This is a genomic window from Candidatus Binatus sp. (assembly GCF_030646925.1).
Lineage (GTDB): Bacteria > Desulfobacterota > Binatia > Binatales > Binataceae > Binatus.
The window spans coordinates 65328-83601 of the sequence record NZ_JAUSKL010000027.1 but is presented as its reverse complement, the minus strand read 5'-3'; the positions used below and the strand labels follow the sequence as shown (position 1 = coordinate 83601).

The window sequence follows — 18274 nt, the reverse complement described above, 5'->3', positions numbered from 1 at the left end:
GCCAGTGACGACGATCATGTTGAGCCCACCTTACAGGCAGCTTTCATAAGATTGCAGGGCGCGATCATTCTAACTGCTTTGCGGCGTCGCGATCATCAGGCGCGGGCGAATTCGAGCCGCGCACCGAGAACGGAATGGAATCGCGCGCGCGTCCCGATGCGTCGATAAGGGTAAGCGTGTGCGCGCCGGGGGCGGGCGGCCAGAGCGCGATGCTAGCAGCAGGCGCGAAACCGCGGCCGTCGAGTATCCATCGCGAGTCGGCTGGAGTATCGCGCGCTGCGAATGCGATGCGCTGCGAGCGGGGCGGCAGATCGGGATCGAGCGCGACGGTAGTGCCGGGCGTGGGCGAAGTGATGCGCGCGATCTGATGATCGAGATGCGGCGCGGGAAAATTCGGTTCGGTGCCGGCGATGAACCATTCGCGCCGCGGCGGCTCGATCGCGTCGGGAAAATTCACGACGCTCGCGACGACGCCGGGCGGGCGCGCGATCTCCCGGCTGCCGAGCCGATCGTTCAGATAGTTCATCACGTCGAGCCAGACCGGAGCGGCGCCGGTGACGCCGGTGACGTCGCGCATCGGCGCGCCCGAAGAATTTCCGACCCACACGCCGACGGTGAAGCGGCGGGTGAAGCCGACGCACCAGTTGTCGCGCATGTCCTTGCTGGTGCCGGTTTTGACGGCGCTCCAGTAGCGCGTGGCGAGGCTGTTCTCGAGGCCGAAGGTGGCGCTGCGACTGGCGCGGTCGGCGAGAATATCGGAAATCACGAACGCGGCCTGGGGCGAATAGATCGAGGTGCGCGAATCTTCAGTGCTGGCGCGCGGAATGAGCCGCGGCTCCGAATAGTCGCCGCGGTTGGCGAGAGTCCGATACGCGTTGGCGAGTTCCCAAAGACTCACGTCGGCGGAGCCGAGCGCGAGCGCCGCGCCGTAGTAATCGCCCTCTTCGCTGAGGCCGCGGAATCCAAGTTGGCGCAGATTGCGCGCGAACGGTTCGAGCCCAATCAGATCGGCGGTGCGCACGGCGGGAACGTTAAGCGAAGAGGCCAGCGCAGTGCGCATCGAGACCAGGCCGTGAAACCGGCGATCGTAATCAAGCGGGCGATAGATGCCGCGCGGTTCAGAGATTTCGAGCGGCGTATCTTCGAGCATCGAAGCGGCAGTGAGCAGATGTTGATGGAGGGCGAGCGCGTAGAGAAAAGGTTTGAGGGTCGAGCCGGGCTGGCGAATCGCGCGGACGGTGTCGAAGTACGGCGCGGCGGAGAGATCGCCGGCGCCGCCGACGTAAGCCCACACTTCACCGGTGGCGTTTTCGATCACGATGACGGCGCCGTCGTCAACGCGACGATCGCGAACTTCGGCGACGTGCCTGCGGAGAGTCTCGGCGGCGAAACGCTGGAGATCGCGATCGAGGGTGGAGCGGAGCGCGCCGGTGCGGCCGCGCATCAGGCGCTCGGCGAGATGCGGCGCGAGCGTGATGCGTGCGAACGCGCCTCGATGCTCGGCGAATGCGCGATCGATCGCGGCGGACACACCGTCACGCGGCGAGGAATCGAATTCAGGTTTCGCGAGCAGAGCCTCGGCACGACGCGCGACCGAATCGCGGCGGGCGTTGGGTGCGCGAATCAATGCGGCGAGGATCGCAGCCTCGGATGCGTCGATGCCGTGCGGCGACTTGGCGAACATCACGCGCGCCGCCGCGCCAACGCCCTGCAATTCACCGCGATAGGTGACGAGGTTGAGGTAAGCCTCGAGAATTTCGCGCTTGGTCCACGATCGTTCGATAGCGAGCGCGGCGCGAATCTGGCGGAGTTTCTGAAAGACGGTGCGAGGGGCGTTGGTGCGCGCGAAATTCGAATCGAGCAGCGACGCGAGTTGCATCGTGATCGTGCTGGCGCCGCGGCCGTGATGATCGGTAAGTGCATGCGACACGGATCCGAGCAGCGCGACGAAATCGACGCCGCGATGGCTCCAGAAGCGATGATCCTCGGCGGCGACGACCATCCTATTGAGCGCCGGAGAAATTTCGTCGAGCGAAGTCCAGGCGAGGCGCCGGCCGTATCGATCGATCCGCAACTCGTGAACCGGCTCTCCGTAGCGGTCGAGCAATTGAAGATCGGACGGACGCCAGCGGTCGCGCACGCCGGTAAAAGTGGGAGGCGACGGCGCGCATAGCATCCAGACAACAGCGATAGCGATGACGCCGATCGAGATGTATCCGCCGACGCGCATCACGGCGCAACCTCGAACGGCGCGTTGGGCAATTCGCCGAGCATCTCGGGTTGGTAGATGGCCTCGACGCGCGTCGCGGGCAGGTTGAAAGTGCCCGCCTGGTTGAGGCGAATCGTGTACTCGATATCGAAACTGCCTTTGGGCACGTAATCGTAGTAGGCGCGCAATCCGTCGAAGGCGCGCTCGGTGAAAGCGGGCCAGACGTAGGTGTCGTTGGTTTGATTTTCGCCGCTCGCAGCGATTTGCGAGTCGCGGCCAAGGCCGGCGCCGACATGCGATGCGCCGGCGGGAATCGGATCGTTGACGACGACCCACGTCATGGCGGTCTGCGCTTCGATTTTAAGTTGTACGCGGACCAGTTCGCCGCGTTTCCATCCGGCGCTGCGCCCGGCTTCGACTGGAGTCAGCGTGCGAGTGATTCGATAGCCGCTGGAAAACGGCTGCGAGAGAGGAATCGCGGCGAGCGCACGAACCTCGGCCCACGGATTTCCGCTGCCGGAATGCTCGAGCTTCAGATTCGCTTGGGCCGCAGGCCATTCAAAGGAGAGAGTTCCGCCTTGCGGATCGTGCACCCAATCGAGTTTCTGCGCGGCGGCGAGCATCGAGGCCGTGGTGACGCCCGCGACCGGCGCGGACTCGAATGCGCGCGCGAATTTATTCACCGCAACAGTGCCCCAGGCATTGGTGATCGTTTCGGGCCACGCGCCGCGCGATTGCAGAGCGATCGCACCGCGCAACAGGAGCGGCAGGTCGTCGTGCCAGAGATTGTTGTCGAGCAGGAGCACGGCGAGGCGCACCATGTTGCGATCGGGCGACACCATCAGCCACCACATGTGATTGCGCGCGTCGCTCGCGAGATGCATCGCGGTTCCCTGCTGATTCAGGCGCGATCGCATGACCTGCTCGATCTCGTTCAAGCGGCGGTCGCGATCCTTCAACTGCGGCAGGCGCAGCACGATACTCCACCAATCGATCACAGCAGAGTCGGGCCAGAGATTAGGTTCGATCGTGACGCTGGCGAGCAGCTTCGGGTCGGCCTTGCCGGCGCTCGCGAGCGCGTCGATCGCGGCGAGTTTTCGAAGCGGCAAGTCGGCGGCGAGGATCGGGCCAGCGAAAGCATTCTTGCCTTCGACGAAAGCGCGCAAACCGTTCGTGATGGTAGTTTCGGAATCGGGCGGAATAGTCAGTCCGCCGGCATGTGCTATTGAAACTACATATGCAGTGAGTACCTCACTGCCGCGCGGCATATTCGGGAAATATTTCAGCAATCCGTCGGAATCGATGTAGGACGGGAGATCGGCGATGATGGCGCTCCACAGTTTCGGATCGCCAAGCGCAACCGCGCGCGAGACGCGTTGCTCGAGGCATGAATACGGATACTCGCGCATCCAATCGCGCACCCCGTCGAGGCTCGCTGCGAGCGACGGACTGAGCGCGACTTGCACGCCGCCTTCGCCTGCGAGCGCGTCGGCAGGCCGCGCGATCGGTTGTTCGAGCGGCTTGTCCAACTGCGCGAACGTTGCCTGAAAAGTGCGAACGGGGACGGCGGGAATCACGCGTTGAGCGATCAGCAAACGATCGGACGGGCCGTTCTCGACGCTCGCGTCGACGTGGTACTTGAGTTCGCGCACTGTCTGCGGCGCCGCCACGTTCCACGTGATGCTGCGGCCTTCACCCGGGGCGAGCGCGACCTTGAACGGCGGTTGTGCGGGCGACGCGAGGCCGTCGATGCTGGCATTGATGCTGGCGTCGAACGGATGTTCGGACGCATTGCGCACAGTGAACTCGGCGGTAAACGAATCGCCGTTGCGGATGATCGGCGAGACGCCCGAGAGCAGCATCAGATCCTGCGTCGAGCGGATGGTTGCGGCGCCAGTGCCGAATTGGTCCGCGCCGGCGGCGGCAATCGCGACGATGCGAAAACTCGTGAGTGAATCGTTCAGCGGAACTTCGACGCTCGCGTTGCCGCTGGAATCGAGCGGCACCGACGCTTTCCACAAAAGCAGCGTGTCGAAAAGTTCGCGCGTCACCTGGCGGCCGCCGCCGCCGCCCGGAGGAATCGCCTTCAGGCCGAAGTGGCGCTTGCCGACGACCTGGGTCTCGGCGGTCGAAGTTTCGATCTGATAGCTGCGCCGATCCATCATCGCGTCGAGCAATTTCCAACTGTCATTCGCGCGAAGCTCGAGCAATCCTTCATCAACGGCGGCAATCGCGATCGCGCTGCCGGGAGCAGGCGCTTTGCCGTCGCTGGTGCGCACCGCGATTTTCACGAGCGCCTTGTCGCGCACGTGATAGACGGTTTTTTCCGGCGCGACGTCCACCTTGAGGCGATGATCGCGCCATCCGACGCGAATCTCGGCGATGCCGAGTTTGAAGGCGGGCTTGCCCAGATCGATCATTGCAGTTGGCTGCACGCCGGCGATTCGGCCGCGCACCGCAAGCACCGAGACGAACACGTTGGGAGCGTAATCGCGCACGGGCAGAGTGAGAACGGGATCGCGTCCGCTGAGATGCACGATCGACGCGGCGAGGATTCCCTCGCGTTCGACGGTCACGAGAGCGGTCGCTGCGGCGAAGGGCATCCGCACCTGGAAGCGCGCTTGGTCGCCGGGTTCGTAGCCCGGCTTTTCGGGCAGCACGTCGATGCGATCGTCGTCGCGGCCGGCGAAGGATTCGCGGTCGTTGCCGGGGATGTAGATCTCGCTGGTGGCGGAACTTGAATTGCCAGCGTCGTCGGTGACGGTCGCCTGCAGGATCGCTTCGCCGCGGAGCGGCGGCTTGACCTCGCAATTCAAGCGGCCGCGATCGTCGGTGGCGCCGGAGCATAGCGCCCCCGCGGCCTTCGTCTCGACGATATTTTCGTAGGCATAGAATCCGCCGATGAGGCGTTTGCGATAGGCGTAACGCGTGCGGCCGAAAATATCGACGTGAACGGGAACATGCGCGGCCGGCTTGCCGGCATCGTTGACGACCATGAAGTGCGCGCGGATTTGGCCGGGCGACGAGGCCCAATCCTCGACCTGGATTCCGGCCAGCAATTTGGCCGGCCACACCACGATGTTGTTCGAAACGGTCTGGCTCTCGCCGTTTGGATCGCGATACTCGAGCTCGGCATGCACCTGAACCGGGGTCGGCAGCCGCGGGAGGTCGCTGATGTCGGTGCGCGCGCCGCCCGCCGCGTCGAGGACGAGGTCCTTGCGCTGATGGACGCCGGGCGGCGGCGGCTCTGCGGGCTCCTCGGAATAATCATTGCGGACGATGCCGGTTTTCACGACGCCATTGGCGAACGAGAAATCGTCGAAGTCCGGGAACCGCGGAATCCAATCCTTGACAATCTGGCTTCGGAGCGTGACCGGCAGGCCCTTGGCCGCACCGCCTGACAGATACTGAGCGCTGAGATCGAGCGGAAACTCTGTGACCGCGACGAGCGGCTGCGAAGGAACCCGGATAGCGGCTTTCATCACGGGGATTCTGAACTCCTCGACGCGAAAGCTGCCGGTGGTGAGCGATTGATTGGATGAATCGTAGCTGTCTGACGCGGGCGTGGGACTAGTATTGCGCCGGGACATCGTGACCGTGTACTCGCCGAGCCTGGCCTCGCGCGGAATCTGCCAATCGCTTGCGGCGGCGCCGGCGCCGGACCATTTGAGGCCGAAGTCGTAGTGCTGATCGGAGTCGGCGAAGGTGATCGTCAGCCTGTTGGGTTGCTCGTTCGGCGATACCGGCGACAACCCGCTCATCGTTTTTGCGCGGATGAAATGCTTCATATGGACCGTTTCACCGGCGCGAAGCAGCGTCCGATCGAACACGGTGTGAGCTTCATAGGGTGAGGGCTGATAGTCAGTTGGTAAATGGAAACGCCATGACTCGATACCCTGTTGCCATGTCGAGTGTACAAAGCTGAAATCATCGCCGTGGCGTGCAGTGACTAATACGCCGTGACTCAATTCGCGAATCGATTCGACCTGATTTGAGTAATAGTCACTATCCTGTTCGCCCTGGGCGGAATCGCAGTGAGTGAGATTATCGAACGCGGCCAGTTTCGGCACCGTTGCGAGGCCGCGGCGATCGGTAACGCCGGACCAAAGTTCAGTTCCGTGACAATCGGTGATCGAGACGCGGGCGCCGTGCACCGGACGTGCGGATTCCAGTTCGGTGACCCAGACGATCGAGTTGTCATGTCCCTGCTTGAAATGCACCGCGAGGTTGGTGACCAACGCCGCGGTCGGAACGTACATCGGCTTGGGCTGGCCGAGCAGAACAGAGCCGAGGCGAGCGCTCTTGAGTTCGACGATATACAAGCCGGGGCGGCGGAGCGGAATTCCCATCACCTCGAAAGCCTGCGCGCCGTTGGGCTTCGGCATCGTGAAGGCCTGGGCGGATGCGGCCGGCTGTTGGCTGAAAACGGAGGCGGCGCGCTTCGCCTCGGCTACTCGCTTGAGCCATGAGAGGACGTTCTCGCTGCTCGGTTCGGGAACACGCCACAGGGTGGCTTCGAGACGACTGATCAAATTGCGAATGGTCGAAGAGCCGGACGACGAATCGCCGAGTTTGAGCGATGCGCCGGCGATTTGAGCCTCGAGGTTGCGCACAGTGACGGGCAGAATCGGATCGGCCTGCTCGATAATTCCGAAGCGCGCGGAGAATTTCGCGAGCGGCGGATATTCGCCCATCTCGACGGTCATCGGAAATCGCGATTGGTTGGCGAGTGCGCGTCCGGTGTCGTCGGCGAGCCTGGACGGCAGCTCAATTTTGTATTGCGACGATTCCGTGAACGGTCCCTTGAAGGTCACCGATGAAACGTCGGAAGGATCGGTGAGTTTGACGAATTGCCGCTGCCCATCAGGGGAAATCAACGCGATCTGCTTCGCCTGCGCCGCGCTGATTTCGCCGGTGAACGAAACGATAAGCGGCGTCAGCGGGATGCATCCGGCTTTCGGACTTTCGCGTTCGCATTGCAGCTTGGCCTCGAAAACCTTGCGCGTGGTGTAGCTGAAAGTCTGATCCTGGTCGTTGGCGATGCCAGTCTTCGACTTGATCCCCTTGCCCCAGACCAGCGTGACCGCGGTGTTGTTGGGAAAGCGCTGCTTTGCCTGGAGAATGATCACCGGTTGCTTCGCGGTGACTCTTTGAAAACGTTTCAGCAAGAGGTCGCGGTCCGCGCCGGCGACGATCGTGACGCTGATTCGCTCGGGGATTCCTTCGACGGAAAAACCAGCGTGCTCGAGAACGGAAGTTTCGTCGGCATCGCTGTCGAGCACGAGCACGAATGCCTGTTGTTCGTCGATGCCGCTGGCGCCCGACCACGGGCGGGTTTCGCTGATGGAAGGGCCGCCGGTATCGAAGGAAAAAGTCCTGATACCGCTGAAGTCCTTGCCTGCCAGCGTCTTTAGCCCGGCGCGGAGTTTGAAATTGCAGCGTAGCCCGGCGGGTAAATCATGATCGAAGTCGAACGACCAGTTGCGGCTGTCGATCCATCGCGCGGAGCCGTGCGCAGGGCAATCGATGTCGAAGGGCATCGAGGTGTCACGCGGATCGCCGAGCGGCACCATCGGCTCGGAAAATCGCGCGGTCACTTGGCGGACTTGTTTGACGGCGCCGCGCGGGCTGAATCGTGCAACGGACGCGGTGGCAGCGGCGGCTGAGACGGCCGTTCCCAGGATCGAAGCGATCAACAGCACTGCGAGGGGAATCGCCATCGCCGGGAAGTTGCGGGCAAATCGCAATCGAGCATTAGTTAGTTCGCGATTGATCGTACTTTCTCTCCGTTTTACGCGAATAGCTAGTTGTTATATAGTTTCGCGGCTCTCAGGTGGCGTTCCGCAAGATTGCGCCGCAACTCCCGCGGCTTCAATACCTCGACATAGGGCGCCATGCTCATTACCCAGTTCTCGAGTTCAGCGGTGCCGCGGACTGTCATAGTGATTACTGCCTTGCCGTCGCGCCGTCGGACGAGTTGCTGAGTGGGATGCAGCTTGCGCGATTTCATGTAGGTCTCGGTGCCGGGATTGAGCAGCAGCAATTCAACCTTGGTCTCGGGACCGTCAACGATCCCGAAGGCGCCTTCCGTGTAGGAGGCGGGATTGTGGGTGCGCGGGTATGGGAAGCGCGCCGGCTGTCCGTCTTTTTCCAGCACCATCTCGACCGACAGCATCCGCTCGACCGCGAAATAAATGGTTTTGCGAGCGAGCTTGCTATAGCCGAGGACATAGAGACCGCCACGATATTCGATGAGCGTATAAGGATTGAAGTCGTGGATTTTGTTTTTTCCGCCGACGCCAGTGTAATCGATTCGAACAGTAATCTGCTCGAGCAGCGCGCGCAGGATGATGTCGAGCTGATCGTTGTAGCTGGAATAATCCTTGGGGGCGTAGGGGACGGTGTAAAACTTGCGGTCGAGGTACGCGAGTCTGCCCTGTTGCGCGGGCAGGAGCTTGCCGTAAACGCGCTGCCAGAGGCCGTCGATGCCTTCCTGCAGCACGGTGCCTTCGAGAAATCGAAGCACGCTCAGGCCGAAATAAAGGAACGCCGCGTCGTAGGAACTGAGCTGGGGAACGCCGATCGTGGCGGCGAGGCGGAGCGCGCGGCTGTCACCCGCGCCGACTACGACGATCATCGGGACGCCGCGCGAATCGCGCATGCCTTCGCGCAGCGCCTGGACATATCTCAACAGCGTGCGGCTCGAGATCTCGAGCGCGGCCTCGATGTCCCTGAACTTCCAGCCGTAGGGGCGGGAGTAGAGTTCGGCGGCGATGCGCGCGAGGCGGACGGCGGCGCCATAGGTCGGTTTTCGGCGAGTCTTCTTCATCGGGCGCGATTCAGGCAATATCACCACCTCGCGCGTCGAATGACAACCGTTGTCGTAGTGCCCGAGTAGCATCGGCGTATCGAAGAAATCGCAGAGAGGAGTGAGCCGGATGCGGAGCGGGGGCAATCTGCACCAGGTGAAGTGTCACGGGTGCGGACTGAAAATGGCGTGCAGTTGCTGGACGGTGAAAGGGAAACCTCACATCATCATCCTTTGTCCAAAATGCCAGGTCGAGGAATTCACCGATATGCTGTGCGGGGGCGCAGGCGGCCCGGAGGAAAGTGAAAGCGAATCGGCGCGGCCGGCCGAGATCAAGCTCCGATGATTGAACTTCACTACTCGAACCGGCTGGAAAATCTGATCGAACCGCTCGCCGCGGCGATCAAGCGCCAGCAGCGCGGCGCGCCGCTCGAGCCGGTGTCGATTATCGTGCCGAACCGGGTCGTCGAGCAGTTCGTGCGCTACCGGCTGGCGGAAACGATCGGTATCGCGGCCAACTTGCGATTTCCATTTCTGAGGAGCTACTTCGCGCGGCAGCTCGAATCGATTGATCGCAGGCTTAAGATTCTCGACGCGGACAATTTGCAGATTGTCCTGTTCGAATGCATCCGAGGCGAGCGCCATCGCAACGATGCTGAGCTGGGACTGGTGCGCGACTACGTCGAGGCGGGCTCGAAGTCCGCATCGGACATCGAGCTGCGAACTCTGTTGCTGGCGGGGCACGTGGCGCATCTGTTCCGCGAATATTCGATCTCGCGGCGCGCAATGCTGCAGCGGTGGAGCGCGGCGCGCGCGAACTCGGCCGCGGCGATGACCGGGACGGAGCGATGGCAGCGGCATCTTTGGCGATGCGTTTTCGGTGCTGACGGCGCGGTGCTGCCGGAGTGGGTGGCAGATCCGTCGAGGCGCTGGATGATGCTGCCGGATGCGATCGACGCGCTGGATGCGGCGGAGCGGCGGTCCGCATTCAGCGGCGAACTCCACGTGTTCGGGCAATCGTACATGGGGACTGCGTTCGCGGAAATTTTCTCGACGCTCGGCAAGCAGGACGGCTTCAGCATCCATATATATGCGTGCAATCCGTGCTTCGAATTTTGGGAAGACGTCGCGGGCGCGAATCTGGTCGCGGGGGCAAAGCTGGTCCGCCGCGGAGATCGGATTGGCAAGTTGCGCGAGGATGCCGAGGATCCATTCGAGCTGGCGTCGGGCGACACGCCGGCGCTTCGGCTGTGGGCGCGGCCGGGGCGCGAGCATATCCGGCTGCTGAACGAGCTGACCGACTGCGATTTCACGGCGCACTTCAGCGATCCGACGAACGAACATAGCGCGACCCTTCTGTGCACGCTGCAGAATGACATCCTGACTCGCGCGCCGGAGCGTTCGCTGGTCGAAGACGGACACGGAGCGCAGATCGACGCGACCGTTCGGTTCCTCGCGTGTCCGGGAATCCGGCGCGAAGTCGAGATCGTCGCCAACGAGATTCAATCGCTGCTGAGCGCCGACGATCGCCGGCTTGCGGGCGGAGGTGCGGGACCGCTTCGGCTTCACGAAATTGCGATCGTGGCGCCCGATGGATCTTTCGAGCAGTATCTGCCGCATCTCGAAAGCGTGTTGCGCGAGCATCATCAGATTCCGGTCGATGTGGTCAACCGGCGCTTCGCGAATATCAGCCGCGTGGCAGAGGCGATCGAGCTGCTGGTGCGGCTGCCGCTGGGACGATTCGGCCGCGACGAGATGATTCGCCTGCTGACGCATCCGGCGATGATCGGCGACGCGGACGACGTCGAAGCGTGGCGGGTCTGGATCGAGCAACTCGGAGTATTCTTTGGCGCTGACGGCGACGATCTGCGCGATACTTACATCCGCGACGATCTCTTCAACTGGGACCAGGCGCTGAAACGCCTGGCGCTCGGCACGCTGATGGCGGGCGAGGTCAGCGGATTCGATGAGACTTTCGATAGCGCGGCAGGCGATCATTATCTGCCGCTTGAAATTCCGCAGGATTCGATCGAGAGCGTGGCGCGGCTGGTTTCGACGGCGCGCTCATTGATTGCCGACGCGCTCAAGATTCGCGCGGCGCAACTGACGCTGCCCGAATGGTCGCGCGTGCTCGGCGAACTTGTCGCCCGTTATATCCGCGCGGAGACTTCGATCGATGAGCGCGTGCGCGATTCTTTTCTGGAGGAGATCGAGGACCTGGCGGCGGACAGTCTGCGCAGCGAACAGGTCGGCTTTGAGACGGCGCAGCAACTGGTAGCGTCGCGAATCGAGGAGCTCGAGTCGCGCGGCGGCAAGCTAGCGGCGACGGGCGTGGCAGTGGGTTCGACGTCGGCGCTGCGATCGATTCCGTTCAAGGTGATCTTTGCGCTGGGATTGGGCGAAGGAGAATTTCCGGCGCGCAGCGCAGCCGACCAGCTCGACCTTCGTTCGCAGCGGCGGCAGGCCGGCGACGTATCTTCGACCGAGCGCGATCGCTACCTGTTCCTCGAGGCGCTGCTGGCTGCGCGCGATGCGATCTACCTTTCGTACGTCGCGCGCGATGGCCGCACCGGCGATCCGCTCGAGCCTTCGGTGCTGATTCGCGAGCTTCAGTTCATTCTGCGCGGCTACCTGGATGAAGCGGCGTTGCGCGCGCTAACGATCGAGCATCGCGTGAGCCGCTACAGTCTTGACTATTTTCCGACACTGCCGGGCGCCACCGATGCCGAGAAAAACGCGCGACTCGAGAGTTTCGACGCGGATGCGCGCCGCGGCGCGCGGATGATCGCGCTCAGGAGAAATCTCGGAAAGCATCTTGGCGCGCGGGATCTTCCGCTGCCGTCAAGGCCGCTCGCTTTGATGCCAGCCGAAGCTCGCAAGCGGATTCGCGAGAGTCTGAAATTCGTCGAAGCGAGCGCCGACACAACTTCAGTTGAGCCAGAGCGAGATGAAATCTGGCTGCCGATATTGGCCTTGAAGCAGTACCTGGAGTGCCCGCTCCAGGCGTCGGCGAGATATGCGCTCGGGATGTTGCGGGAGGATATCGACGACCAGGAGGACGCGCAGGAGCCGCTGGAGCAGTCAGCGCTGCAGCGCGCGGTGCTGATGCGCGAAGTGTTCTGGGAATGCGGCGGCGACAAAAAAGCGATCGCGGAGAAATTCGAGGAGGCGCTGCTAATCGCGCAAATGAAGGGCGAGGCGCCGGCGGGGATGTTCGGTGAGACAGTCGCAAGAGACGGCGAGGAGTTGATCAAGGGTTGGATCGATCTCGCGCGGAAAGAAGGCGTGAGCGATCTGGCCGAGTGGCAGGACATCCGGATCGGGCGCGCCGATGAATTTCTTACGGCGACGAAAACGCTCGATGCGATCTCGCTCGACGTAACGATCAAACGGCCCGATGGAGTTGCGATCAGCAAGCGCGTGAAGCTGCACGGCGCGGTCCGCCGATTCTCGCCGCGGCTAGACGCGTCGATCCAGGGAGTGGTGCGAAAGACGATCGAAGCGAAACATTTTTTGCCGCTGTTTATCAATGCGATCGCGCTGTCGGCGGCGGGCGAATCGATCGCCAGGAACTTTCGCGCGATTGTGCTTGGCGATGGTCGTGCTCAAGCGAAGGAATGGTCGCCGCCGAAGCCGAGCGACGCTCGCACCTATCTAGCGCGATTGGCCGGGAGTCTGCTGTCGGATGGAAATTCGTATTTCCTGCCGTTCGAGGCGATCGAAAAATTCTGGAAGGACGGGGACAAGGCGGGGGTCGATATCGAAGCCGACCTGGAGGAGATGCGGCTGAACAGCAACTCGCGCTGTTTTTCGGATTATGGGCCGGTGCGCAACGCGCGCGATTTGGATTTGCCGGATTTGAAGGCGATCCGATCGATCATAGCCGAACGTTATGAGCTGATCGGCGCGATTTTCGAAAAGGCGAAGACGCGAAAATGAACAGCTTCGAATATCGGCGTCCACGCATCCTCGATCAGATTTCGCTCGACCAGCACGCGGTGATCGAAGCGAGCGCCGGCACCGGCAAGACGTTTACGATCGAGAATATAGTGGTCGAGATTCTGTTCGAGGAAAAAGCGACGCTCGATCAAATTCTGGTGGTGACGTTTACCGAGAGGGCGACCAGCGAACTGCGAAAGCGGATTCGCGGCAGCCTTGAATCGGTGCTGTCAGGCAAATCGATCAACGACGCGCCACCCGAAGAGCGGCGCAGACTACCCGCCAGCAGCCGGCGAATTATCGAGGATGCGCTGTTCGCGTTCGATCGCGCACCGATTCATACGATCCACAGCTTTTGTCATCGCACACTGTCGGAGTTGGCGTTCCAAAGCGGGATGCGATTCGGGATCGAGCTGACCGACGCGCAGAGCAGCCTGCACGAGGCGTTTCGCGCCGAACTGCGCGAGCACTTTGCCGTCGATCCCGCGGCGAAAAAATTGAGCGACGAATGGCTCGCAAACAAGACGGTAGCAAATCTCGAAGAGATGCTGGTGGCCGCGTATCGCAAGCGCTATCTCGCGAGCGTCGATCATCGTTCCGCGATGAGCGCAGGCAAGCGAGCGTCATTTCCGCTCGAGGTGCGCGTCGCGGAGGCGTTCCTGCCGCGAGTGGCAGCGCGGATGGAACGCATGAAGCGCGAGCGCGGCGTGATCGACTACGACGACATGCTGCAGTGGCTCGCCGATTCGCTGGAGCAGCGGCCGGGCGCGGATCTGATCGCGTCGCTGCGCGCGCGTTATCGATACGCGTTGATCGACGAGTTCCAGGACACCGACGATTTGCAGTGGCAGATTTTCCGCAAGGTATTCATCGACGGCGGCGCCGGCACGGTCGCGCATCTGATCGGCGACCCCAAGCAGGCAATCTATTCATTTCGGGGCGCCGACGTTCACAGTTATCTCGACGCGCGCCGTGAGCTGGAGGAGCAGAAGATCGCGCCGATCAGGCTGGTCGAAAATTTCAGATCGACAGCGAGGCTGATCGAAGCGACCAATTTGATTTTTCGGCAGAACGTCAGCGCGCCGTTTTTCTCGGGCAATATTCGCTACGACGCTCCTGTGACGTGCGGACGCAAAAATCTGCGGGCGGTCGATGCGCGCTTGCAGGATGTGAAGCCGGTTTCGATGCTCAAGCTGGTTACCAGCGAGAAAATTTCTGCGCAGCGAGCGCGATTGGCGATTGGCCGGCGAATCGCGCGGATCCTGCGCGAAATGCTGGCGCCCAATTCGCGCCGGCTCAGAGTAGCGGAGGACAGCGGCGCGCCCCGGCAAATTCAGGCAGGCAGCGTGTACATACTTACGCGCACCAACGCCGAGAGCATCATGATCGGCAGGCTGCTCGCGGATGCGCGCGTGCCGTACGCGTTCTACAAGCAGGAGGGGCTGTTCGAGACGCGCGTTGCGGGCGACATTCTCGACGCGCTCAAAGCCGCGCAGGAACCGAATGTTCGCTCGCGCCGGCTGAAGGCATGGACGACGCCATTCTTCGCGGTGCCGGTTGCCGACCTGCCGCGGCTTGCGGATCCGCCGCCGGGACACGTGTTGCTCGAGCGCTTGTACGAATGGAAGTCGCTGGCCGATAAGGAGCAGTTCGCGCAACTGTTCGACGCGATGCTGCATCGAAGTGGCCTCGTCGATCGCGAGTTACTGCTGCGTGAGAGCGAGCGCGATCTGACTGACTATTTGCACATCTTCGAGATCCTGCTCGAAAAAGCCGTCGCGCGCAGGTTGGCGCTCGGCGAGCTGATCGAGCTGCTCGAGAATTACATCGCGAAGCGCGCGCTGCCCGGCGACGAAGACAGCGACGTGAAGCGCCTCGAGAGCGAGCGCCAGGCGGTGCAAATCATGACGGTGCATCGGAGTAAAGGACTCGAGGCCGACGTGGTGTTTTTGTTCGGCGGTACAAGCAACTCGTCAAACCGCGATCCGGTCGGCGTTTTTCATGATCAGAGCGGCCGGCGCGTGGCCGTCTGCAAACCGATTAAAGGCGAGGAGGGATATGACGAGCTGAAGCGCGAGGAAAAGGAGGAAGACGAGCGCCTGCTGTATGTCGCGCTCACGCGCGCGCGGCTGAAGTTGTATCTGCCATTCTTCCCGGAAGGCTCTTTGAAGAAATTCGACGGCTACTACCGGCATTTGAATGATCGGCTGGACGTACTGATTCAAAACGACAGGAACAAGACCGTCGCAGACCTGTTCGAGATTGAGGAAGTAGGCGAATCAAGCTCGGGTGGCGACGATACGATCGCAAAGGTCCGGAGCGCGCTCAAGGACTGGAATCCGCCGCCGGAACTGCTCGACGAATCGCACGATCATGACGGGGAGCATCATTTCGCGGAAATCCGCGAGCGTCACGCGCCGTTGGAAGTGCGGTCGTACACGGCGATCAAAGCGGCGCTGGAGGCAGCCGAACGCGCGCGCAAAAAAAACAGCGCCGAGGACATCGAAGCCGATGACTTCAAGAACGGTGTCGACTCGATCGACGAAGACGGCAGCATCGCCGATCTGCGGGGCGGACGCGAGGTTGGTATTTTCCTGCACGGGGTCATTGAAAAACTCGATTTGGCAACCTTCGGCGACGACCCGGACGAAAAGCTCTGGGCGGCGCGCGCCGACGTTCGCGAACTGTTCGCGAGCACGATGCGCCGCCACGGCGTCCGCGACGCGCGATGGCTCGAGCGCGGGCGCGAAATTGTTTTCCGCACGATGACATCGCCGGTCGCGATGGGCGATGCAATCCTCGCACGCGGCTTTTGCGCGACCAACGGCGTGCGGGAAATGGAATTTACCTATCCAATTCCCGAAGCTCATCACCGGCTGCTCGCGGGGAACGGCGGCGGCGAATGGCGCGCCGAGCGCGGCTACCTGAAGGGCTTTGTCGACTATATTTTTCAGCACGATTGCAAGACCTACTTCGCTGATTGGAAAAGCGATCTGCTTGCTTCATACGAAGCCGATGCAGTCGCCGCGCACGTGCAGGCTCATTACTCATTGCAGGCGCAGATCTACTCAGTCGGGGTAGTGCGGATGCTTGGAATACAGAACGAAAGCGACTACCGCGATCGCTTCGGCGGTTTGCTCTACGTCTTTCTGCGCGGCGTCGGACTCAACGGCGACGCTAATTCAGGTATCTATTTTGCACGGCCTGAATGGACAGAAATAGTCAATTATGAATCAAGCTTGATAGCTATTCCGGCTGATCCAGGAATAGCTCAATGAACTACGAATTGCTGGCGATGGATACTGCATGGCGGCGCTTTGAAAGGTCGCACGGCAATGCTCAGTCGATTCAGGAAAACCGGATTCGTGCATTTGAGATGGCATGTCCGGCGGTCAATCTTGCCCCGGAAACGGTACAGATTGCAACGGAAATAGCTGCTTTTCAGGCCGATCTGGATACTGACGATCGAACCGCACTGATCGTGCTCGTGCTTGTGTCGCTCGCCGCATTGCAGCAAGGCAGTACTCAGTTCCCGGTGATTGGACCGCAAGCCCGGCTGCCGATGCTCCGGATGGTCGGGGCGTTATGCGGAAGTCCTGGTGACGGCCTTGTCGAGCAGGTAATCGAGCGCATTGATAAGTTGATTACTCAGAGGCGTGCTTCTGCCGTAATTGGCTATCAAGGGACTGACTATAAGCCATTACTATTTGCCTCCCCACATATAATTAATCATCGCATCAGTCACGCCGAACGCCAGCTCGCAGCGATTTTTGCCGCGATGCTCCGCTCGCGTGCAGCCGCGCAATTCAGTGAGACGCAAATTCGAGCCGCGCTCGACAAGGTGCTGGCAAGGCCGATGAGAATCGGCGGCGTCACCGGCTCGCTATCAGCAGAACAGCGCGAAGCGTTAGTTGCGGTTGCGCGCCGCGGATTGACGCTGATCTCGGGCGGGCCGGGCACCGGCAAGACGTCGATTGTTCTCGCGATTATGCGTTTGATGGTGCGGCTCGGAATTCAGCCGTCACAAATTGTGCTGGCGGCGCCGACCGGCAAGGCGGCGTATCGGATGGGCGAGAGCATCCGCGAGGCGCTCGGCATCGAGGCGGAGCGCGACGAGATCGATCGAGCGATTGCCGACGCGCACGTGGACCCCGCGACGATACATCGCCTGCTCGGCTATTCGCCGGAGACGAATCGTTTCCGGCATCATCGCAACAACCAGCTCGCGGCAAAGGTCGTAATCATCGATGAATGTTCGATGCTGGACCTCACATTGATGGAACGGCTCGCGGGCGCGGTCGAATCAGATGCGCGCTTGATACTGCTTGGCGACGCAGACCAGCTTCCGTCGGTGTCGGCAGGCTCCGTTTTTCGTGACCTTGTAGCGCCGATCGGCAGTGCCAGGGCGGCGCTCACGGATGCGTCGATCCGGTTGCAGGAAAATCATCGCATGAAGCAGGAGGATGCGGGTGGCCGTTCGGTTCTGCGTGCGGCGATTTCAATCAATCAAGGCGATGTTGGACTATTGAATGCAGTCGAGCAGTCGGCGGATCGAGTTGCGTCGCGGCGGGCTTCGCCAACCGAGCTTGCATTCGAAGGATTCGAATTTCTCGCGGCGTTGCCGACAGAGCTTGGCACGTTTCTCGATCACTGGTACGAGAAGCGGCTTCGCGGCGACGCGGACATCGAGTCGTTTGTGGCGGATCAGTACGTGCAGCGCGATGCGGGCTTCGACGGCGAGGATTGCGCGCGGCTGCGGCGGCTGTTCGCGCATGCGGCAAAATCGCGAATCCTGTGCGTGACGCGAGTGTTTGACACTGGCGCGACGCGGATCAATGCGCGCTTCCACGCGCGGGCCGCGGCAGACGCGCGAGTTGCCGGCGAGCGCGTGGAATACGTAGTGGGCGAGCCGCTGATCGTGCTGCGCAATGACTATCAGCGCGGTCTCTTCAACGGCGATCAAGGCATCCGGCTGTGGGTGCGGCGCGGCAATCGCGCGCAGGTTCCGATGGCGGTATTTCCGCGCGGGGACAATTTTGTCGCGTTCCATTTCGACGCGCTGCGCGAGCATCTGGAACTCGGCTACGCGATGACGGTCCACAAGGCGCAAGGCTCGGAATTCGATTCGGTCGTGATCGTGCTGCCCGAGAAATCGATCCCGATCCTGACACGCGAGCTGATCTACACGGCGGTGAGCCGCGCGCGCAAATCAGTGATCGTCGTCGGCGATGAAGCGCGTCTCGCAGAGGCGATCGCGGCGCCGGTCGAGCGATTCTCGGGACTCACAGCTCAAATCGACGCCGCACTCTCCCGCTGAA

General features: G+C 61.9%; 6 protein-coding genes. 3 read left to right on the top strand and 3 right to left on the bottom strand.

Annotation, left to right across the window (positions count from 1 at the left end):
• Window positions 1-64 precede the first annotated feature (64 nt).
• From pbpC to Q7S58_RS03830, 3 genes are all read right to left on the bottom strand, one after another.
• Window positions 65-2230, bottom strand: a complete 2166-nt coding sequence (pbpC, locus tag Q7S58_RS03840; RefSeq protein ID WP_304821000.1) for a penicillin-binding protein 1C — start codon at window positions 2228-2230, stop codon at window positions 65-67.
• On the bottom strand, window positions 2230-7929 hold the full coding sequence (locus tag Q7S58_RS03835; RefSeq protein WP_304820998.1) for an alpha-2-macroglobulin: 5700 nt from the start codon (window positions 7927-7929) through the stop codon (window positions 2230-2232). The genes pbpC and Q7S58_RS03835 overlap by 1 nt, the downstream gene beginning before the upstream one ends.
• 83 nt (window positions 7930-8012) lie before the next feature.
• The gene (locus Q7S58_RS03830) at window positions 8013-9110 is read right to left on the bottom strand and encodes a YafY family protein (protein WP_304820996.1); all 1098 of its coding nucleotides are present in this window, start codon (window positions 9108-9110) and stop codon (window positions 8013-8015) included.
• 249 nt (window positions 9111-9359) lie between these two features.
• On the opposite strand from Q7S58_RS03830, the gene Q7S58_RS03825 reads away from it, so the two are divergent.
• From Q7S58_RS03825 to recD, 3 genes are read left to right on the top strand one after another with little or no spacing between them, the layout of a single operon-like run.
• Window positions 9360-12956, top strand: coding sequence for an exodeoxyribonuclease V subunit gamma (locus tag Q7S58_RS03825; protein ID WP_304820993.1), 3597 nt, complete (start codon window positions 9360-9362; stop codon window positions 12954-12956).
• Window positions 12953-16234, top strand: coding sequence for an exodeoxyribonuclease V subunit beta (locus tag Q7S58_RS03820; protein ID WP_304820991.1), 3282 nt, complete (start codon window positions 12953-12955; stop codon window positions 16232-16234). The genes Q7S58_RS03825 and Q7S58_RS03820 overlap by 4 nt, the downstream gene beginning before the upstream one ends.
• Complete coding sequence (recD, locus tag Q7S58_RS03815; RefSeq protein ID WP_304820988.1) at window positions 16231-18273, top strand: exodeoxyribonuclease V subunit alpha; 2043 nt, start codon at window positions 16231-16233, stop codon at window positions 18271-18273. Before Q7S58_RS03820 ends, recD begins: the two co-directional genes overlap by 4 nt.
• Window position 18274: the final 1 nt, after the last annotated feature.

Coding starts and splice junctions, on each gene's coding strand:
- pbpC (WP_304821000.1), bottom strand. CDS start 2,230: ATGCGCGTCGGCGGATACATCTCGATCGGCGTCATCGCTATCGCTGTT.
- Q7S58_RS03835 (WP_304820998.1), bottom strand. CDS start 7,929: ATGGCGATTCCCCTCGCAGTGCTGTTGATCGCTTCGATCCTGGGAACG.
- Q7S58_RS03830 (WP_304820996.1), bottom strand. CDS start 9,110: ATGCTACTCGGGCACTACGACAACGGTTGTCATTCGACGCGCGAGGTG.
- Q7S58_RS03825 (WP_304820993.1), top strand. CDS start 9,360: ATGATTGAACTTCACTACTCGAACCGGCTGGAAAATCTGATCGAACCG.
- Q7S58_RS03820 (WP_304820991.1), top strand. CDS start 12,953: ATGAACAGCTTCGAATATCGGCGTCCACGCATCCTCGATCAGATTTCG.
- recD (WP_304820988.1), top strand. CDS start 16,231: ATGAACTACGAATTGCTGGCGATGGATACTGCATGGCGGCGCTTTGAA.